The 18469-nt window shown below is 71.3% G+C and carries 15 protein-coding genes; 7 read left to right on the top strand and 8 right to left on the bottom strand.

The genetic code is table 11. The features are described from left to right. Positions 1-344: 344 nt before the first annotated feature. Complete coding sequence (locus EIL87_RS01665) at positions 345-1646, bottom strand: MFS transporter (protein WP_125088313.1); 1302 nt, start codon at positions 1644-1646, stop codon at positions 345-347. A 115-nt stretch (positions 1647-1761) separates the two neighbouring features. Here EIL87_RS01665 and EIL87_RS01660 point away from each other — a divergent pair, with 115 nt between their 5' ends. Further along, the gene (locus tag EIL87_RS01660) at positions 1762-1950 is read left to right on the top strand and encodes a hypothetical protein (RefSeq protein WP_125088312.1); all 189 of its coding nucleotides are present in this window, start codon (positions 1762-1764) and stop codon (positions 1948-1950) included. Positions 1951-1975: 25 nt separating this feature from the next. Here EIL87_RS01660 and EIL87_RS01655 read toward each other — a convergent pair whose 3' ends face one another. The 5 genes from EIL87_RS01655 to EIL87_RS01635 all read right to left on the bottom strand — a co-directional run bounded on the left by EIL87_RS01655 (position 1976) and on the right by EIL87_RS01635 (position 9280). After that, positions 1976-2386: a hypothetical protein gene (locus EIL87_RS01655; protein ID WP_125088311.1), complete on the bottom strand. Its 411-nt coding sequence runs from the start codon at positions 2384-2386 to the stop codon at positions 1976-1978. Between the two features lies 1 nt (position 2387). Further along, positions 2388-3794: an Nramp family divalent metal transporter gene (locus tag EIL87_RS01650; protein WP_125088310.1), complete on the bottom strand. Its 1407-nt coding sequence runs from the start codon at positions 3792-3794 to the stop codon at positions 2388-2390. A 261-nt stretch (positions 3795-4055) separates the two neighbouring features. Next, positions 4056-6185, bottom strand: a complete 2130-nt coding sequence (locus tag EIL87_RS01645; protein WP_125088309.1) for an acetate--CoA ligase family protein — start codon at positions 6183-6185, stop codon at positions 4056-4058. 1 nt (position 6186) lies between these two features. Further along, positions 6187-7413 (bottom strand): formyl-CoA transferase, encoded by a 1227-nt coding sequence (gene frc / locus EIL87_RS01640; protein WP_125088308.1) that lies wholly within the window; start codon positions 7411-7413, stop codon positions 6187-6189. Between the two features lie 169 nt (positions 7414-7582). Further along, positions 7583-9280 (bottom strand): thiamine pyrophosphate-binding protein, encoded by a 1698-nt coding sequence (locus EIL87_RS01635; protein WP_125088307.1) that lies wholly within the window; start codon positions 9278-9280, stop codon positions 7583-7585. A 302-nt stretch (positions 9281-9582) separates the two neighbouring features. Here EIL87_RS01635 and EIL87_RS01630 point away from each other — a divergent pair, with 302 nt between their 5' ends. Continuing rightward, on the top strand, positions 9583-10590 hold the full coding sequence (locus EIL87_RS01630) for a 2-dehydropantoate 2-reductase (protein WP_125088306.1): 1008 nt from the start codon (positions 9583-9585) through the stop codon (positions 10588-10590). A gap of 61 nt (positions 10591-10651) precedes the next feature. After that, positions 10652-11773 carry an acyl-CoA dehydrogenase family protein gene (locus tag EIL87_RS01625; RefSeq protein ID WP_125088305.1) on the top strand — a complete coding sequence of 374 codons (1122 nt, stop codon included), beginning with the start codon at positions 10652-10654 and terminating at the stop codon, positions 11771-11773. Between the two features lie 261 nt (positions 11774-12034). Here the strand turns inward: EIL87_RS01625 and EIL87_RS01620 are convergent, their stop codons facing one another. Further along, positions 12035-12721: a GntR family transcriptional regulator gene (locus EIL87_RS01620; protein WP_125088304.1), complete on the bottom strand. Its 687-nt coding sequence runs from the start codon at positions 12719-12721 to the stop codon at positions 12035-12037. 260 nt (positions 12722-12981) lie between these two features. Here EIL87_RS01620 and EIL87_RS01615 point away from each other — a divergent pair, with 260 nt between their 5' ends. Then, on the top strand, positions 12982-13761 hold the full coding sequence (locus EIL87_RS01615; RefSeq protein ID WP_125088303.1) for a hypothetical protein: 780 nt from the start codon (positions 12982-12984) through the stop codon (positions 13759-13761). 61 nt (positions 13762-13822) lie between these two features. Next, complete coding sequence (locus tag EIL87_RS01610; protein WP_125088302.1) at positions 13823-15166, top strand: amidase; 1344 nt, start codon at positions 13823-13825, stop codon at positions 15164-15166. Here the strand turns inward: EIL87_RS01610 and EIL87_RS01605 are convergent. Further along, positions 15156-16223: a tartrate dehydrogenase gene (locus tag EIL87_RS01605; RefSeq protein ID WP_125088301.1), complete on the bottom strand. Its 1068-nt coding sequence runs from the start codon at positions 16221-16223 to the stop codon at positions 15156-15158. The genes EIL87_RS01610 and EIL87_RS01605 overlap by 11 nt on opposite strands. Positions 16224-16347: 124 nt before the next feature. Between EIL87_RS01605 and EIL87_RS01600 the strand changes: the two genes are divergently transcribed. Next, entirely contained in the window at positions 16348-17340 is a 993-nt protein-coding gene (locus EIL87_RS01600) for a PHP domain-containing protein (protein WP_125088465.1), read from the top strand. A 118-nt stretch (positions 17341-17458) separates the two neighbouring features. Then, positions 17459-18454 (top strand): hypothetical protein, encoded by a 996-nt coding sequence (locus EIL87_RS01595; RefSeq protein ID WP_125088300.1) that lies wholly within the window; start codon positions 17459-17461, stop codon positions 18452-18454. Positions 18455-18469 lie beyond the last annotated feature (15 nt).

The following is an 18469-nucleotide window of genomic DNA, read 5'->3' as shown; positions in this document are numbered from 1 at the left end:
GGCCTGCGAGGACGTCAGTTCTTGTGAATTGTTCTGAAAATTCCCAGCGCCATTCCCGTTTTTCTTGGACGAAGGTATGAACTGATCACTCGGGCGCCGCGGATGCGGATCCGCCCTCCGAAAAGGCGCCGGACAGGGGTGGTTCGCGGCGGAACGGGTGGTCGAGGCGCGCATGTGTGAACGAAGCTCGGCGCGCGATCGGATGCTCCCTTCCCCTGCGACGGCGTGCAGATGCAGCGGGGCGCGCCTCGAACAGGGCGACGGCATGACCGGGCCTCGGCCGTGCCTGGGCCTGGCGACCCGAGGTTCGGAGTGGCGTGGACCAGGCGAGTGGTGCCGACCGGTCAGGGCCTGCCGGTGGGAAGGGTTCGCGGGAACCCGGGCCTGCGCAACCGCCCGCACAGCACCGCCGAGGTCAGGGAGAGGACCGCGGACAGACCCAGTGCGACGGACGGGCCCCAGGTCGCCAGAGCTGCCCACCCGAGGCCGATGCCGACCACGCCGCTGACCGCCTTCGCGCTGTAGACCAGGCCGTGGACCTCGGTGCTGCGGCGCTGGCCGAAGCACTCCCGCGCCAGGGCGGCGAACAGCGGGTAGAACGCGCCGCCGCCGATGCCCGCGACCGTCGCCCCGGCCAGCAGCCACCCGGCCGAGGCCTGCGCGATGCCCGCCAGCAGCAGGAGCTGGCCCACCGCCTGCACGGTCACCACCCACCGCAGCGTTCGCCGACGCCCCAGCTTCCTGGTGACCGGGATCGCCACGGCCCGGCCCGCGCCGTTGGTGGCCACGAACACCGCGATCGCCGCGACCGGCGAGAGGGGAGCGGCCAGCAGTGCCAGGAAGGCCGCGTCGAACAGCGACACCGCGGCCGCGCAGAACAAGCAGGCGGCCATCACCGGCAACGCCGCGGTGCGCAGCGCTTCGGTGGCGGAGAACTCGCGCGCGGCAGGCGGGTTGGACCGCGCCCAGTCGCGGTGGTCGACGTGCGCGGGCCACCAGTGCCGAGGCGGGTCGGCCACGACCAGGGCGCATCCGGCCACGGCGACGAGCAGCACGGGGGCGAAGGCGGTCAGCCCGGCCTCGACGTGGCCGGGTGCCAGGGACAGCGCGAGGACGAACGGGGTGGCGCCGTAGGCGAACGCGCCGGTGACGACACCGACTCGGGCGGCGGAGCCCTCCGGGAACCACTTCTCGGCGGTGGAGGTGCAGGCGGCGTAGACCAGCCCCGCCCCGGTCCCGCCGAGCAGCCAGTACCCGGTGGTGACGCCATGTCCGAGACTGGTGATCCCGAGCGCGCACAGCGCTCCGCCGACCACCAGCAGCGTGCGCGGGCCGACCCGGCCGTGCCGGCGCAGCAGCGCGGCGGGGAACCCGGCTCCGGCCTGCAGCACCGTCCACCCGGCCAAGGTCCAGCACAGCACGGGCAGCTCGTGCCCGGCGGCCAGCAGTCCCGGCATCGCCGCGCCGAAGGCGTACTGCATGGTCCCCACCAGCAGCATCGGCAGCCAGCAGGCCCACAGCATCGCCGCGCGCGAGCGGCCGGTGAGCTCGCGCGGCTGCTCACCGACGCGGTAGCGGCGGCCGTGGTGGTCGCGCACCTCCAGCGTCGGGGTGTGCAGCCCGATCATCGTCCACTGCTCGGGCATGGACATCACCAGCTTCGTCAGCGGGGGAGGTGTTGCTGCTCACAAGCACTACATCAACAACGCACCACGTCGGCATACTGTATGCACGAGGAGAGGAAGAGAGGAGGTGAGGTGCATGCGGATCATCGGGACCATCCTGCGTCACCTGGAACGCATGCCGCGCGGGTACGCGGCGGACGGGCGCAAGCTGGGACTGGCCACGTCCGCCGCGGTCCGATCGGCTCGTCAGCACGACCGCCGTGGCGGCGCGCGGCCCGAGCCGGAGCGCGACGACGAGGGGCGACTCGTCGACGCGCACGGCTGATCGTCGGTGGTGGTGCCTGGTCCGCTCATCTGTCGGCACCACCCCGCACCAGCCGCTCCTGCACCCACACGAACCCGATCGCGAACCCGACGCTGATCAGCGCCTGGTAGACCAGGAACGAGACCGGTTGCGGCGGCAGCGCGAAGCTGTCGCCGACCACCAACCTGGTGCCCACCTCCTGCACCAGCCGCGCCAGCGGGAAGGCGATCAGCCAGTACAGGGCGACGGGGGCGAACGCCCCGCCGCGGAACACCCCGCGCAGCCGCAGCGCGCTGCATCCGGCGCCGAAGGCGGCCAGCGGTGCCGCGAGCATGAGCCCGCCGGTCACCGCCCACGCCGGTGGCGCTCCGGCCACCAGCATGAACAGCGCCGTGAACACCCCGGCCACGGTGCCGATGACCAGACCTGGTGCGGTGATCCTCGTCGTCAGGGTCATGTCAGCTCACGACCACGCCGAACTGCACCAGGCTGTAGAACAGCATGCCGAGGTAGAAGAAGGCGCCCAACCCGATGATGAGGTTGGACCACCACCGCGGCCGGATCGGTTTGGGCAGCATCCGGTTGTTCACCAGCAGCAGGACCACGCAGTAGGCGCCCATCGCGAAGGTGGACAGGAACGCGAGGACGTCCAGGATCGCGCTCGGTCCGTCGGCGGGCCCGAACAGCAGGATGAGGATGCCGAAGAGGATCACGCCCCACAGGAAGGCGGCGTACAGGCGCGAGATCCCGAACCGCTTGGCCCCGGGAACGAAGTTGTAGGTCATGTCGGCCTGGCCCCGGGAGAACGAGTCGAACAGGCCCAGCGTCGCGTTGAGCCCGATCAAGGCGATGAACCCGAGGAACACCGTGCCCAGCACCGGCGATCCCGCCGAGGAGAACGCGTCCGACATCGCCGTCAGCGCGGCTTCCCGCTCACCGGTCTCGATCAGCGTCTTCACGTCCGGGTTCTCGCGCGAGGCCGACTGGGCCAGGACCGTGAACGAGATCGTGACCAGCATCGTCACGCCCCAGAACAGCAGCAACGCGTCGAAGGTGACCCAGCGCCGCCAGCCCCTCCACTTGGCCATCTCGGCCGGGTCGTCGGTGTCGAACATGAAACCGCGGGAGGGCATGGCCTCCTCCTCGCCCGCGTGCCTGAGGCCGCGGATGCGGGGGATGTGCGAGCCCATGCCGGCACCGGAGTCGCGCAGGTGCAGCGTGTACCACATCTGCTGCATGCCCGACGGTCCCGCGAAGGCGATCGCGCCGACCACGACCGGGAACCACTCCGGTGACATCGCCGCCTCCGGGAAGTACCCGAAGTGGAACATCCCGGCGATCGTGCTGGTCAGGTCCTGCAGGTTGCCCACCAGCGATGCGATCACCGCGGTGCCGACCACCAGCAGGCCGATCAGGATCGACAGCACGTTCTCCAGCAGGCTGTAGATCACCTTGGCCATCGTGAAGACGACCCCGACCAGCAGCAGACCGGCGCATCCCGAGACGTACCAGGGAATCCCGGTGATCTGCTCCAGCGCAGCGGCTCCCGCGGAGAGGTGGCCGGGCCAGATGTAGACGGCGATGGCGGTGATGAAGAAGAACCACATGACGGGTTTGGCCACGCGCGCCGCCCCGGAGAAGATGCTCTCCCCGGTCGCCATCGCGTAGCGGGCCATCTCCAGCATCACGACGGCCTGCAGCGTGACCCCGATCAGGAACAGCCAGCGGATCTCGGGGCCGAAGATCAGCACCAGGCGAGGCCACATGTAGGACTCGCCCATGCCCACACCGAGCGCCACGAGGAACACGGTGGGGCCGAGCAGGTGGATGGACGGCGGTGCTTCGGGCAGCTTGCGGATGGGCATCGGTTCCAGCCCGCCCGCGTGCCAGACCCGGCCGTCCCCTTCTAATACCGGTTCTTGATCGTCTCTCCCAGGCGCCTTCTCAGCGTCCACATCGGACCTCCTTGTCCATTGTCGAGCTGTGGAGCTTTGGTTGGCGGTGCAGGTGGCGGGTTCTCCGGCGGCCTGGCGGACCGCCTGCCAGTCGCCGGAGCACCCGCGCGGTGCCGAACCCCCAGGGAGGGATGAGGGAACGACCCCGCCCTGCGCCTGACGGCCAGCCGATCAGCCGAGGAGTCCTGCGGAACGGGCCCACTGGTACTTGGCGCCCAGCACCGCGACGGGCTTCTCGGTGGTGTAGGGGTAGGCGACGATCCCGTGGTCGAACAGGTAGTCCGCCGCCTTCTCCACCTCGGTGTCGCCTGCCAGCGACACCACGATCGGCTTGTCGATCCCTTCCGCGCGGGCCTCCTGGGCCACGCGGGAAGCCAGTTCGGCGAACACCATCGGCGGGGTGACGATGGTGTGCCAGTACCCCAGGATCAGCGCGTGGATCCGCGGGTCGCGCAGACCGAGCCGGATCGTGGCCTCGTAGGTGCTCGGTGGCTCCCCGCCGGTGATGTCCACCGGGTTGCCGGCCGCGCCGAAGGGCGGGATGTAGCGCCGGAACTCCTCGTCGAGGTCCGGCGGGATGTCCATCAGCTGCAGCCCGTTGGCCACGCACGCGTCCGAGAGCAGCACCCCGGAGCCGCCCGCACCGGTGATGATCACGACGTTCTCGCCCTTCGGCGTGGGCAGCACCGGGATGCCGCGGGCGTACTCCAGCATCTCGTTGAGCCCGGGTGCCCGGACCACGCCGGACTGGCGCAGGATGTCGTCGTAGACCTTGTCGTTGCCCGCCAGCGCCCCGGTGTGCGAGCTGGCCGCCCGGGCGCCCATGTCGGTGCGTCCGGCCTTGAGCACCACCACCGGCTTCTTCTTGGTGATGTTCTGGGCGGCCTCGACGAACGCGCGCCCGTCCTTGAGGTCCTCCAGGTGCATGGCGACGACGTTGGTGTTGTCGTCGTGCTCGAAGAACGTCAGCAGGTCGTCCTCGTCCACATCGGACTTGTTGCCCAGACCCACGATCGCCGACACACCCATCTTCGTGGTGCGCGAGAAGCCCAGGATCGCCATCCCGATGCCGCCGCTCTGCGAGGTCAGCGCCACGCCGCCGCGGACGTCGTAGGGCGTGCAGAACGTCGCGCACAGGTTCTGCGGCGTGTAGTAGTAGCCGTAGATGTTGGGCCCGAGCAAGCGGATCCCGTGCTCGCGGGCGACCGCCACGACCTCCTCCTGCAGGTCGTGGTTGCCTGTCTCGGCGAACCCCGACGGGATCAGCACCGCGGCCGCCACGCCCTTGGCGCCGCACTCCTCCAGCGCGGAGGCGACGAACTTCGCCGGTACCGTGAACACCGCGACGTCGACCGGGCCGGGCACGTCGGTGATGCTCTTGTAGGCCGTGCGGCCCATGATCTCGTCGGCCTTGGGGTTGATCGGGTGGATCTCGCCCGCGTAGCCGCCGTTGATCAGGTTCTTCATCACCGAGTTGCCGATCTTGCCCTCCTCGTTGGAGGCCCCGATCACCGCGACGCTGCTCGGCGTCATCAGCCGCCGCATCGACTCCAGGATCTCCTCAGGGGTGCGCTGCGGTGCCTGCACCGGCTCCTCGGTGCTCAGCACGATCCGCACGTCGGCCGCGGTGGCCCCGCTGGGGGTGGCGAACACCGGGTTGAGGTCGAGCTCCGCGATCTCGGGGAAGTCGCTGACCAGGTCCGAGACCCGGCGCAGCACCTCCGAGAGCGCGTCGGCGTCCACGGGTTCGGCGCCCCGGGCACCCCGCAGCACGTCGGCGGCGGCGATGTCCTCGAGCATCGAGCGCGCCTGGTCGGCGGTGAGCGGGGCGAGCCGGAAGGTGACGTCCTTGAGCACCTCGACCAGCACGCCGCCGAGGCCGAAGGCCACCACCTTGCCGAAGGTGGGATCGGTGGTGGCGCCGACGATCACCTCCTGGCCGCTGACCATCTGCTGCACCTGCACCCCGCTGATGGCCGGGTTCTCGGTGTGGGCGTGGGCGTTGGCCAGGATCTTCTCGTAGCCGGCCCGCACGTCCGCCTCGCCGCTGACGTCGACGAGCACGCAGCCGGCGTCGGTCTTGTGCAGGATGTCCGGCGAGACGATCTTCAGCGCCACCGGGCCGCCGATCTCGGCGGCCAGCGCGACCGCTTCCTCGGCGCTGGTGGCCAGGCCCTCCCCGGCGGTGGGGATGCCGTAGGCGTCGCACAGCTGCTTGGCCTCCGGAGCGGTCAGGGCAGCCCGGCCCTCGGACCGCACCGCGTCGAGCACCTGCCGCACGCGGGCACCGTCGTAAGCCACGTCAGATCACTCCGTTCGCCTTGAGCTCGGCCAGTTCGGACTCGTCGATGCCCAGCCGCTCGCGGAAGACCTCGGCGGTGTGCTCGCCGAGCAGAGGAGAGCGCTGGACCTGGACGGGGGAGTCGGAGAGCTTGATCGGGCAGCCGACCGTCTTGAACTCACCCCGCTCGGGGTGGTCGACGCTGACGATCATGTCGTTGGCGGCCAGCGAGGTGTCCTCGATGATCTCCTTGGTCGACAGGATCGGGCCGCACGGCACGTTGTGCTCGTTGAGCGCGGCCAGCACGGACCACTTGTCGTGGTTGAGCGTCCACTCCTCGATCATGCTGAACATCTTGTCCAACTTGGACAGACGTGCTTCCGGGGTCGCCCAGTCCGGGTCGTCGATGAGCTCCGGACGGCCGATGAGCTTCGCGATGGGAGCCCAGCCCTGCGGCTGCACGATGACGTAGATGTAGTCGTTGTCGCCGCCCGGTGCGCAGCGCACCGCCCAGCCCGGCTGGCCACCGCCGGAGGCGTTGCCCGAGCGCGGCACCTCGTCACCGAACTCGGCGTTGGGGTACTCGCGCAGCGGGCCGTGCGCCAGCCGTTGCTGGTCGCGCAGCTTCACCCGGCACAGGTTGAGCACCGCGTGCTGCATCGCCACCGACACCCGCTGGCCGGCACCGGTGCGCTCGCGCTGCAGCAGCGCGGCGAGGATGCCGGCGACGGTGTGGATCCCGGTGCCGGAATCACCGATCTGCGCGCCGGTGGCCAGCGGGGGACCGTCCTCGAAGCCGGTGGTCGACATCGACCCGCCCATCGCCTGGGCGACCACCTCGTAGGCCTTGAAGTGGGTGTAGGGGCCATCGCCGAAGCCCTTGATGGAGGCGTAGACGAGCTTCGGGTTGATCTCGCGCAGCTTCTCCCAGGTGAAGCCCATCCGGTCCACCGTGCCGGGGCCGAAGTTCTCCACCAGCACGTCGGAGTCGGCCACCAGCTTGGTGAAGATCTCCTTGCCCGCGTCGGACTTCATGTTCAGCGTGATGCTGCGCTTGTTGCAGTTGAGCATCGTGAAGTAGAGGCTGTCGGCCTCGTCGACGTCGCGCAGCTGCTTGCGGGTGATGTCGCCGGTGGGGGCCTCCAGCTTGACCACGTCGGCCCCGAGCCAGGCCAGGACCTGCGTCGCCGACGGCCCGGACTGGACGTGGGTCATGTCCAGGACGCGCACACCTTCCAATGCACTCATGACTGGCACCTCTTCACCTTCGAAGCGGCCGAGCCGCCGGGTCGACCGGCACCGCCGCGGGTTCTGGGAGTTCGTGTTGGGGCGGAGGGCTCCGGCCCCGCGCCGTGGTGGGGTCCCGGAGCAGCGGCGGGCCTCCGCTGCTGCGCAGGGGATCCCGCGGACGGGGTGGTCACTTGTACATGGTCTGGTTCATCGTTCCCGGGGCGTAGACCTCGGGATCGACCCAGACGTTGATCAACGACGGCTTGCCGGACTCGCGGGCGCGCTGCAGCGCGGGGGCGATGTCGGCGGGGTCGTGGACCTCTTCGCCGTAGCCACCGAGCATCTGCGCGAACGTGCTGTAGGGGACGTCGCCGAGGGTGTTGCCGACCCGTCCGCGGTCCTCGCCGTACTTGGCGATCTGGCCGTAGCGGATCTGGTTCATCGACGAGTTGTTGCCGACGATGCCGATGAACGGCAGGTCGAAGCGCACCATCGTCTCGAAGTCCCAGCCGGTGAGGCTGAACGCGCCGTCGCCGAACAGGCACACGACTTCCTTGTCGGGCTGCGCCTTCTTGGCGGCCATCGCGAACGGCACGCCCACGCCCAGCGTTCCCAGCGGCCCGGGGTCCATCCAGTGCCCCGGGGACTTGGGCTGGATGACCTGGCCGGAGAAGGTGACGATGTCGCCGCCGTCGCCGATGTAGATCGAGTCCTCGGTCAGGAACTCGTTGATCTCGTGCACCAGCCGGTAGGGGTCGATGGGGGAGGAGTCGGAGTGCTGGCGCGGCAAGCGCTTCTGCAGCGCGGCGTTCTCCACCTCGCGCAGTTCCTGCACCCAGCTCTTCCTCCGGCTCGCGCCGTTGTCGGTGCGTCCGGAGGCGGCCTGCGACAGGGCGGTGAGCACGGCGTCGGCGTCGCCGACGATGCCCAGCTCGATGTCGCGGTTGCGGCCGACCGTGCGGTAGTCGAGGTCGATCTGCACCACCGTGGCCTCGGGCGAGAGGCGCTTGCCGTAGCCCATCCGGAAGTCGAAGGGCGTGCCCAGGATGATGATGAGGTCGGAGTTCTGGAAGGCGTAGCGCCGCGCCAGCTGGAAGTGCAGCGGGTCCGCGGGCGGCAGCGTGCCGCGGCCGGCGCCGTTGCAGAAGGCGGGCACGTTGAGCTCGCGGACCAGCTTCACCGCGGAGTCCGTGGCGCGGCAGGTCCAGGTCTGGCTCCCCAGCAGGATGCACGGCTTCTCGGCCTTGACCAGCAGGTCCGCCAGTTTCTGCACGGCGTCGGGGTCGCCCGCGGAGCGGGTGCTGGCGCGGTAGCCGCCCGGCTGCGGGATGCGGGCCTTGTCCACCGGGACCGTCGCGTCGAGCACGTCGCGCGGGATCTCCAGGAACGACGGGCCGGGGGAGCCGTGGTAGCACTCGCGGAAGGCCATCGACACCATGTCCGCGGCGCGTTCGGTGTGCGGCACGGTCGCGGCGAACTTGGTGATCGGGTTCATCATGTCCACGTGCGGCAGGTCCTGCAGCGAGCCCATCTTGTGCTGCGACAGCGCACCCTGGCCGCCGATGAGCAGCATCGGGCTCTCGGCCCGGAAGGCGTTGGCCACACCCGTGACGGCGTCGGTGGTGCCCGGCCCGGCGGTCACCACCGCGCACCCGGGCTTGCCGGTGATGCGCGCGTAGCCGTCGGCGGCGTGGGCGGCGACCTGCTCGTGGCGCACGTCGATGACGTCGATGCCCTCGTCCACGCAGCCGTCGTAGATGTCGATGATGTGGCCACCGCAGAGGGTGAAGATCGTGTCCACGCCTTCGGCCTTGAGCGCCTTGGCGACGAGGTGTCCGCCGGAGATCTGCTCGGTTTCGCCTGCGTTGTCGGGTGACTGGGCCATGTGCGCTCATCCCCTTTGAAGAAGCCGCGTCTACGGTCGGCGACATACTGCATACCGTATGAGGTGTGTCTCAGGGATACCGCAGCGAAGGGCGGGTGTCCATAGGCAGGGTGGGGGAGCGACGACGGCACAAAACCGTCCTATGTGGACGCGTTGCAAGATGTTCGCCCAGGTGGCGAGCTTCCCCGTCGGGTGGATCGCGCAGTGGCCGGACCGGAGAATCTTGTCCGACAAGCCACATACTGTATACTGAATGCCACCGACACCCACGCCTGGCCGCATGACCAGAGTGGAGATCACAGGTGAGAGTCGCTGTTGTCGGCGCCGGTGCGATCGGCGCGTACATGGGTGCCTGCCTGCACAGGGCGGGCGCGGACGTGAGCCTGATAGCCCGAGGGGACAACCTGGCCGCACTGCGCGCCCACGGCGTGCGGGTGCTCAGCCCCCGAGGGGACTTCCAGGTCAGGCCGTACGCCACGGACGATCCAGCCGAGATCGGAGCGGTCGATCACGTCATCCTCGGCCTCAAGGCCTACTCCTACGCCACCTGCGGACCGCTGGTCCAGCCACTGCTCAAGGAGGAGACCTCGATCGTGGCCGCGCAGAACGGGATTCCGTGGTGGTACTTCCACGGACTGCGCGGGCCCCACGAGGACCACCGCATCGAAGCCGTCGACCCCGGCGGTGCCGTGAGCCGGGTCCTGCCACCGCACCGCGCCATCGGCTGCGTGGTCTACGCCGCCACGGAGCTCGACGCCCCCGGCGTGGTGCGGCACCGGGAGGGCACCCGCTTCTCCATCGGTGAACCCGACGGCAGCGGTTCCCAGCGCTGTCGCGAGTTCAGCGACGCCATGGTCGCCGGCGGGCTGAAGTGCCCGGTCGAGGACGACGTCCGCCGCGACGTCTGGATCAAGCTGATGGGCAACGTCGCCTTCAACCCGATCAGCGCGCTCACCGGAGCCACCCTCGCCGGGATGTGCCGCCACGAGGGGGTGCGCGAGCTGGTGACGGCGATGATGCGCGAGACGCTCGACATCGCGAACGCCCTGGGCTGCCACCCCGACATCGCCATCGAACGGCGCTTGGCCGGTGCCGAGCGCACCGGCGAGCACAAGACCTCGACCCTGCAAGACCTGGAGAGGGGAAAACCCCTGGAGCTGGCGGCGATGCTCACCGCGGTCGTCGAACTCGCCGACCTGGTGGGCGCCAACGCCCCGACCCTGCGCACCATCAACGCACTCGGCGATCTGCTCGGCCGGCGCCTCGCACCGCGCGAACCCGCCGCCGCCGTGCCGACTCCACGGGAGTGAGCATGCTCGACCCGACGACCCGGGCCCGCCGCGCGCCGGCGGGCCCGTCCCGGGGCCCGGCATGACGGGCCGCAACCACCGCGACGACCTCGAACGGGTCGTGCGCACGAGCGTCGAACCGCGCGCCCGCCGGGTCGACGACGCAGGGCGGTTCCCGCGCGAGAACGTCAACGCCCTGGGTGAGGCCGGTCTGCTGGGCCTGACCCTGCCCAAGCGCCACGGCGGCGCCGGGCACGGGCTCGGCGAAGCCGTCGAGGTCGTCCGCCGGCTCGCCGGCGTCTGCGGTTCCACCGCGGCGGTGGTGGCTTCGCACTACGCCGCCACGGCACTGCTGGCCCGGCACGCCGGAGAGGACTTGCTCCGCACCATCGCCGCAGGGCGTCACCTCAGCACCCTGGCACTGGTCGAGACCGGCAACCCCGGACTCGTCCCCGCCGGTCAGGCCGTGGCCGGGCGGGGAGTCGTCGCCCTGTCAGCGCGCAAGAACTGGGTGACCTCCGCCGGTGAAGCCGACAGCTACGTCTGGTCGAGCCTGCCCGCCGGGGCGCGGGGCGGCCTGTCGCTGTGGCTGGTTCCGGGCGCAGCGCCCGGCTTGTGCATCCCCGCTTCCGTCGACGCGGTCGGCCTGCGCGGCAGCGCCACCGCCACGGTCACCGCCGATCCCGTCCGGGTGCCCGGATCAGCCGCGATCGGCGCCGACGGCGAGGGCGCTCACCCTCTGGTCGAGGTGCTCTTGCCGTGGACGTGCGCGCTGCAGGCGGCGCTCGCGCTGGGGCTGGTGGAAGCGGTGCTCAGCCGCAGCGTCGACTGCGTCACCGGCCCGCAACCCTCCTGGTCGCGGTGGCAGGAACCGCCGACCCGGCAGCCGGAGGTCCGGGCCGACCTCGCCCGGATGCGCACGAAGGTCGACACCGCGAGGCTGGTGCTCACCGATGCCGTCCAGAGCAGCTGGCAGCCCGACGGCCTCGAGCGACTGCTCGAGGCCCGGGCGCTCACCGGCGAGAACGCCATCCACGTCGCCGAACTCGGCATCAAGGTCTGCGGGCAGCACGCGTTCCGCGAGGACTACGGCGTCGAACGCCGCTTCCGGGACGCCCACACGGCGCTCCACGGCCAGTTGCCCGCGGAGCGGGCGCTCGACCACCTCGCGAAGATCACCTGCGGGAGCGCGTTGCTGTCCTGAGGCCGGTGCCGAGGTGCGCCGACGGGGAGGGGCAGCCGCTCCCCACAAGCGGCTGCCCCGTGGTCCCCCTCCCTGACGGTGACGCCGGCGCCGGCGCGGTGGAATCCCCCATGACCCACCGAACCGGCACCCGGCCACCTGGGCGACCGCCACATCGACTCATGCGGACGCCCTGTGCCCCAGGCAGGCACCAAGGATGGTGCCCGATCCGGCTTTCTCGGGGCTTTCACACGAGAAGTCCTCGCGAGCGGAGGCTGCGACCTACCCCTCCGAGCTCTGCTCGTGGTAGCTCTGCCGGGTGTGCTCGGTGTGCTCGCGCATGAGCCGGGCCGCCGTGTCGGCGTCCTTCTTGGCGATGGCGTCGATGAGCGCGGAGTGCTCGTCCCAGGCCTTCTTGCCGCGGGTCTTGGCCACTGGCGTGTGGTACCAGCGGACTCGGCGGTTGATCTGCGCGGCGAGTTCGTTGAGGACCTTGTTGCCCGACATCTCGGTGATCGTGGCGTGCAGCTCGGCGTTGGCCGCCACGACGGCGTCGACGTCGTCGGCCTTGAGCGCGGCCAGGCCGGACTTGTAGATGCGCTTGAGCTCGGCCACGCCCTCCTTGGTGGAGTTCAGCGCGGCCAGCCGAGCGGATTCGGCCTCGAGGAGGGTGCGCACGCCCAGGAGCTGGTCGGCCTCTTCGACGGTCGGGTTGTGGACGAAGGCGCCGTACCCGGGGCGCAGGTCGACCCACTCGTCCTTCTTGAGCCACTGCAGCGCTTCGCGGACGGGCTGGCGCGAGACCCCCAGCGCCTCGGCGAGCTCCTTCTCGACCAGGTGCTGGCCGGGCTTGAGCTCACCGGTGATGATCAGCTCGAGGATGGCCTCGTAGACCGTCTCGCGCAGCGGCACCGGGCGTGCCACCTGACGGGCGGCGAGGCCCTCGGACAGTTTCGAGGTCAGCGACATGCGGTCAGCTCCGGTTGCTCGTGCCGATGATGGCCGCGGGCTGGCGCCCGTGTGGCTTTAGCATACAGTATGCCGCCTGATCCGGCCGTCTGGCGCGTGGCGGAACGACTTCGTCCAGTGTGGAGCAGCGCTTGGGCCGAACGGATGGATCACCGGTGTGGTCCTGGACACCTCGGGTCCGCCGGACTACAACCACCGGTGCCAGGCCGATCGCCGAGGCCTGCGGGGACCAACGATCGCTCCCCAAGCCGGAGGCGCCCATGAGCGTGCCCGCGTTATTCCCGTCCGCAGCGGTGGCCGTGCTGCTCGCAGCGGTGGCCGCCGACCTGCTCGCCTGCGCCCGAGGACGTGCTCCCACCCGCCACGACCTGCCCGTGATCGGCTCCGGGATCGCCGCCGCACTGCTGCTCGCCCTGGGTACGTCGTTCGCCGCGCCCGCGCTGGCGGGGGAGTTCCTCGCGGCCTGGGGATCGGCGTGGGTGCTCACGGTCGACTTGGTGGTCCTGCTGGTGGTGCTGACCCACCGCGCACCGGGCGCGGAACGCCTCGTCGCGGTCGCCGTCGGGGCCTCGGTGCTGACCCGCGCGCTGCTGGTGACCACCGGAGTTCCCGGTGTGGCGTGGCTTTCGGCGCTGTTCGGGCTGGTGGTGCTGGCCGGGTCCTGGTGGCTGTTCCGGCACGGCGAGCGAGGGCTGCCCGAGGCGGGGCCGGCGGCGCTCATCGCGATCCCGGTCGCCGTCGTGCTCGGCGCGTTCGCCGTCGCCGCCGGCGGTGCGGGGGTTCTCGTGCTGTGCGCGAACCTGCTGGCGCTGCTCGGCGCGGTCCGGCTGGTGCGGTTGACCGCCCGGGTGTGCGTGCGGGTGCCCGACGTGGCCGTGGCGTTCTCCGCGGTCCTGGTCTTCGTCGGCTTCGAAGCGCTGCTGACCGGGCTGGCCGGAGGTGGCCCCGCGCAAGACGTCTCGGTGACGGTGCTGTGCCTGTCGATGACGGTGCTGGTGGTGCTGCTCAGCGCGATCACCGCGGTGCGGGCGGGGCGTTGACGATCGCGGTGCGCACGCGCAAGATGAGCCCTTCGCTGGCCAGTCGGGGGCGGGAGGCGCGGTGAGCACTGGGACGCAGCAGACGACGGGCTTCTTCCACAGCCGCACCATCGATGAGCTCGGTGGGCAGGTGCGCGCCGGGGACGTGCGGGCCGTCGACCTCACCCAGGCGGCGCTGCGCGCCATCGACGCGCTCGACGGCGGGATCAACGCCTTCGTCACCGTCGACCGGGAAGGTGCGCTGCGCGCCGCGGAGAAGGCGGACGCCGAGCTCGCCGAAGGCCGCGACCGCGGCCCGCTGCACGGGATCCCGGTCGCGGTCAAGGACATCATCGACGTCGCCGGAGTGCGCACCACCATGGGGTCGGCCCACTTCGCCGACCACGTGTCCACAGAGGATGCCGAGTGCGTGGCGCGGTTGCGCGAAGCCGGTGCGGTCGTGGTCGGCAAGACCACCACCCACGAGTTCGCCTTCGGCGCCACCGGAGACCGCGCCTGCAACGGCCCGTCCCGCAACCCGCACGACCCGACGCGGATGACCGGTGGGTCCAGCGGCGGCAGCGGGGCGGCGGTGGCAGCCGGGATGGTGCCGCTGGCGCTGGGTACCGACACCGGCGGTTCGGTGCGCATCCCCGCGTCGCTGTGCGGGGTCGCCGGCTTCAAACCCGCCTACGGGGCGGTCCCCACCGCAGGGGTCTTCCCGCTGTCGCAGACCCTCGACCACGTCGGCGTCCTCGCCGCCACCACCGAGGACTGCCGGCTCGGCTACCGCGCCCTGGCCGGTCTGCGGCCGATGCCCAGCCGCGAGCACGGCTCGGAGGTCAGCATCGGCTGGATCCCCCCGGACGTGCTGCACCCCACCGACCCGCAGGTCACCGCCACCGCGCGCGCCGCGCTGGACGTCGACGGCCTCGACGTGCGCGAGGTCCGGCCGGCCGGGCTGGACGGGATGCTGCGCGCCTTCGGCGCGATCCAGTTCAGCGAAGCCCACGCCGTGCACGCCGAGCGCGTCGCCGACGCCCCGCAGCTGTTCACCGACGACGTGCTGGCGATCCTGCGCAAGGCCGGCGAAACCGCGGGGTGGCAGTACGTGCGGGCCCTGACCGAGCGCGACGAGTGGCGCGGCGTGGTCGCCGCCCTGCTCGACGAGGTCGAGCTGCTGGCCTTGCCCACCACCTGCGTGCCGGCGCCCGAGGTCGACGAGCGCCAGGTCGAGGTGCAGGGCGCCCGGATCCCGCTGCGCGGCGCGCTCATCGGCCTCACCCGGCCGTGGAACCTCGCCGGTGTCCCGGCCCTCTCGCTGCCCGCCGGTGCGGTGCGGGGGCTCCCGGTCGGCCTGCAGCTGGTCGGCCGACCGGGCCAGGAGGACCGGCTCTTCGCCGTGGCCTCCCGCGTCAGTCCTTGACCGCCTCGGCGATCGCCTTCCCCAGGTCCTCCGTCCGGGCCGTGCCGCCCATGTCGGGCGTGCGCGGGGTGCTGTCGTCGGAGAGCACCTGCTCGATCGCGGCGACCACGTCGGCGCCCGCCTCGGTCAGGCCCAGGTGGTCCAGCATCATGGCCGCCGACCAGATCTGGCCGATCGGGTTGGCGATGCCCGTGCCCGCGATGTCCGGCGCCGAACCGTGCACCGGCTCGAACGTAGACGGGTGCTCGCCCTCCGGGTTGATGTTGCCCGAGGGCGCCACTCCGATCGTTCCGGTCACCCCCGGCCCCAGGTCCGAGAGGATGTCGCCGAAGAGGTTGCTGGCCACCACCACGTCGAAGCGCTCCGGGCTCATCACGAACCGCGCGCACAGGATGTCGATGTGGTCCTGGTCCACCCGGACGTCCGGGTACTGCTGGGCGATCTCGGCGAACCGCTCGTCCCAGAACGGCATTGAGTAGTAGATCCCGTTGGACTTCGTCGCCGAGGTCACGTGCGGCTTGTCCAGGCGGCGTGCCAGCTCGAAGGCGTAGCGCATGACGCGGTCGGTGCCGAAGCGGGAGAACGACGCGGTCTGCAGCACGCTCTCCCGGTCGGTGCCCTCGTTCTGGCGACCGCCGAGCTGGGAGTACTCGCCTTCGGTGTTCTCCCGCACCACCCAGAAGTCGATGTCACCGGGCTGCTTGTCGCGCACCGGCGGCGTCACGCCGGGCAGCAGCCGCACCGGCCGCAGGTTGACGTACTGGTCGAAGACCCGGCGGATCGGGATCAGCAGCCCCCACAGCGAGATGTGGTCGGGCACGCCCGGGTAGCCCACCGCGCCCAGCAGGATCGCGTGGTGGTCGCGCAGCCGGTCGAGGCCGTCCTCGGGCATCATCCGGCCGGTCTTGCGGTAGGTCTCGCAGCTCCAGTCGAAGTGCCGGCGGTCGAACCGCACGCCGTACTTCGCGCCGATCACGTCGAGCACCCGCAGGGCTTCGGGCATGACCTCGTTGCCGATGCCGTCACCGGGCAACACCGCGATCTCGTACTGCTGCACTGGGCACACCTCGTCGCAAGTAGGGGGACGCGTCCGCACCCCATCCAACCCCCGCGGACACCGCAGGGGAACGCTCCTCGGTGTCACGGTGGCGAACGTCGACGTCTCCGGCTACCAAGGACGGATGAGCGATGGTGGTGCGGTCTCGGCGCTGCGCGAGATCGCCTTCTGGCTGGAGCGGCGGAACGCGCCCACCTACCGCGTGCGGGCCTTCCGGCGCGCTGCGGCGGTCCTCGGCGACGTCTCCGACCTCGACCGGCGCGTCGAGTCGGGCACGCTCACCGAGCTGGAGGGCATCGGACGCACCACGGCCGAGGTGATCGCCCAGGCCCACCGCGGAGACACCCCGGACTACCTGGTGAAGCTGCGTGACACGGCGGAGGTGCCCGAGCGCGGTTCCGGCCTGCGGGCGGCGTTGCGGGGCGACTGCCACACCCACTCCGACTGGTCCGACGGCGGCAGCCCGATCGCCGAGATGGCCGCCACGGCCCGCTGGCTCGGGCACGAGTGGATGGCGTTGACCGACCACTCGCCCCGGCTGACCGTGGCGCGCGGGCTCTCGTCCGAGCGGCTGCGCGAGCAGCTGGGGGTGGTCGCCGAGCTCAACCGGGAGCTCAAGCCGTTCCGCATCCTCACCGGCATCGAGGTCGACATCCTCGGCGACGGCTCGCTGGACCAGGAGGAGGAGCTGCTGGCCGAGCTCGACGTGGTGGTCGCCAGCGTCCACTCGGACCTGCGGATGCGCTCCGGACCCATGACCCGCCGCATGGTCGCCGCGGTCAGCAACCCGCACGTCGACGTGCTCGGGCACTGCACCGGGCGGCTCGTCGGCGACCGCAAGCGCCCGCAGTCGACCTTCGACGCGCACGAGGTGTTCACCGCCTGCCACGACCACGACGTGGCGGTGGAGATCAACTCGCGACCGGACCGGCTCGACCCACCGCGCGAACTGGTGCGCCTGGCCCGCGACCTCGGCTGCACCTTCAGCATCGACTCCGACGCCCACGCGCCCGGCCAGCTGGACTGGTTGGCCCACGGGTGCGCCCGCGCCGAGGAGTGCGAGATCCCCGCGGATCGGATCCTCAACACCCGGCGAGCAGCGGATATCACCCGGTAGAAGCCCCTCTTGCGGGCCTCGAACGCGGGCTGCCACCGTACGCGTGAGGCCCCGGTGCGACGGAGCGGCGCGTGGCTCCGCGGCCTCGCAGGCAGCCCACGTCGAGAGCGAGGCCCTCATGCCGGCCACCGAACCACTGCCCACCACCCGACCCCGGCACGGCGGGCCGCAGAACCTCGACCGCGTCCGCGCCGACGTGGCCCGCATCATCGAGAGCTACCCGCACGAGCGGGTCTTCCCGCTGTACGTGGAGCTGCGCGACCTGCGGGACCGCGCCTTCAAGGTGCTGGAACGGCGGGTTCCCGCCGAGCACGCCCGCGACTGGTTCCACACCGCCGGGCTGGCGTGCGCGGCGATGGCCAACGCCGCTTTCGACCTGGGGCACCCGCTGGCGGCCGAAGCCCAGGCGCGCACCGCCTTCCAGTGCGCCGAGCAGGCCGGCGACAACGCGCTGCGCTGCTGGATCCGCGGCACCCAGAGCCTGGTGGCCTACTGGGAGGACCGCTGCCGCGACGCCGTCGAGCTCGCCCGCGACGGGCGGCACCACCCGCCCGGATCCGGCACGGCCGCCGTGCGGCTGGCTGCCCTCGAAGCCCGCGCGCACGCGCGGCTCGGCGACGCGCACGCCGCCGAGCGGGCCCTGACCCGCGCCGAGCAGGCGCGCGAGGAGGTCGTGGACACCGGTGGCCCGGCCGGGCTCCTGGAGTTCCCGGTCGCCAAGCAGTACGCCTACGCCTCGTCGACCGCCCTGTGGTTGGGCGGTCAGGTGGGGCTGGCCCGCGCGGAGCGCGACGCGATCACCGCCATCGCCGGGTACGCCCAGGAGCTCGAACCGCACCGGCGCGTCGGCGAGCTGTGCCTGGCCCGGCTGGACCTGGCCGCGGTGCGGCTGCGCGGTCGGGACCTGGAGGGCGCGGCCGAACAGGTCGACCTGGTGCTGGCCGCCGCGACGTCCCGCCGCACCGAAGCCGTGCTGCGGCGGTTGCGCCGGCTCGGCAAGGCGCTCGAGCGCACACCGCTGCAGGCGGCCCCGGCTGCGGTGCAGCTGCGGGACAAGATCGGCTCGTTCTGCGCCGCGCAGGGCGTGTCGCCACTGGTCGGACAGCCTCTTTGAAGCTTCACGCTGCTA

The organism is Saccharopolyspora rhizosphaerae (assembly GCF_003931915.1).
GTDB classification, from domain to species: domain Bacteria; phylum Actinomycetota; class Actinomycetes; order Mycobacteriales; family Pseudonocardiaceae; genus Saccharopolyspora; species Saccharopolyspora rhizosphaerae.
Note: the sequence above shows the minus strand (reverse complement) of the source record. Positions and strands in the feature narration are given on the sequence as shown.

What these genes read in the sequence shown, in the direction of transcription:
- EIL87_RS01665 (WP_125088313.1), bottom strand. Translation starts at nt 1,646, where the DNA reads ATGCCCGAGCAGTGGACGATGATCGGGCTGCACACCCCGACGCTGGAG.
- EIL87_RS01660 (WP_125088312.1), top strand. Translation starts at nt 1,762, where the DNA reads ATGCGGATCATCGGGACCATCCTGCGTCACCTGGAACGCATGCCGCGC.
- EIL87_RS01655 (WP_125088311.1), bottom strand. Translation starts at nt 2,386, where the DNA reads ATGACCCTGACGACGAGGATCACCGCACCAGGTCTGGTCATCGGCACC.
- EIL87_RS01650 (WP_125088310.1), bottom strand. Translation starts at nt 3,794, where the DNA reads ATGCCCATCCGCAAGCTGCCCGAAGCACCGCCGTCCATCCACCTGCTC.
- frc (WP_125088308.1), bottom strand. Translation starts at nt 7,413, where the DNA reads ATGAGTGCATTGGAAGGTGTGCGCGTCCTGGACATGACCCACGTCCAG.
- EIL87_RS01635 (WP_125088307.1), bottom strand. Translation starts at nt 9,280, where the DNA reads ATGGCCCAGTCACCCGACAACGCAGGCGAAACCGAGCAGATCTCCGGC.
- EIL87_RS01625 (WP_125088305.1), top strand. Translation starts at nt 10,652, where the DNA reads ATGACGGGCCGCAACCACCGCGACGACCTCGAACGGGTCGTGCGCACG.
- EIL87_RS01620 (WP_125088304.1), bottom strand. Translation starts at nt 12,721, where the DNA reads ATGTCGCTGACCTCGAAACTGTCCGAGGGCCTCGCCGCCCGTCAGGTG.
- EIL87_RS01615 (WP_125088303.1), top strand. Translation starts at nt 12,982, where the DNA reads ATGAGCGTGCCCGCGTTATTCCCGTCCGCAGCGGTGGCCGTGCTGCTC.
- EIL87_RS01600 (WP_125088465.1), top strand. Translation starts at nt 16,348, where the DNA reads ATGAGCGATGGTGGTGCGGTCTCGGCGCTGCGCGAGATCGCCTTCTGG.
- EIL87_RS01595 (WP_125088300.1), top strand. Translation starts at nt 17,459, where the DNA reads ATGCCGGCCACCGAACCACTGCCCACCACCCGACCCCGGCACGGCGGG.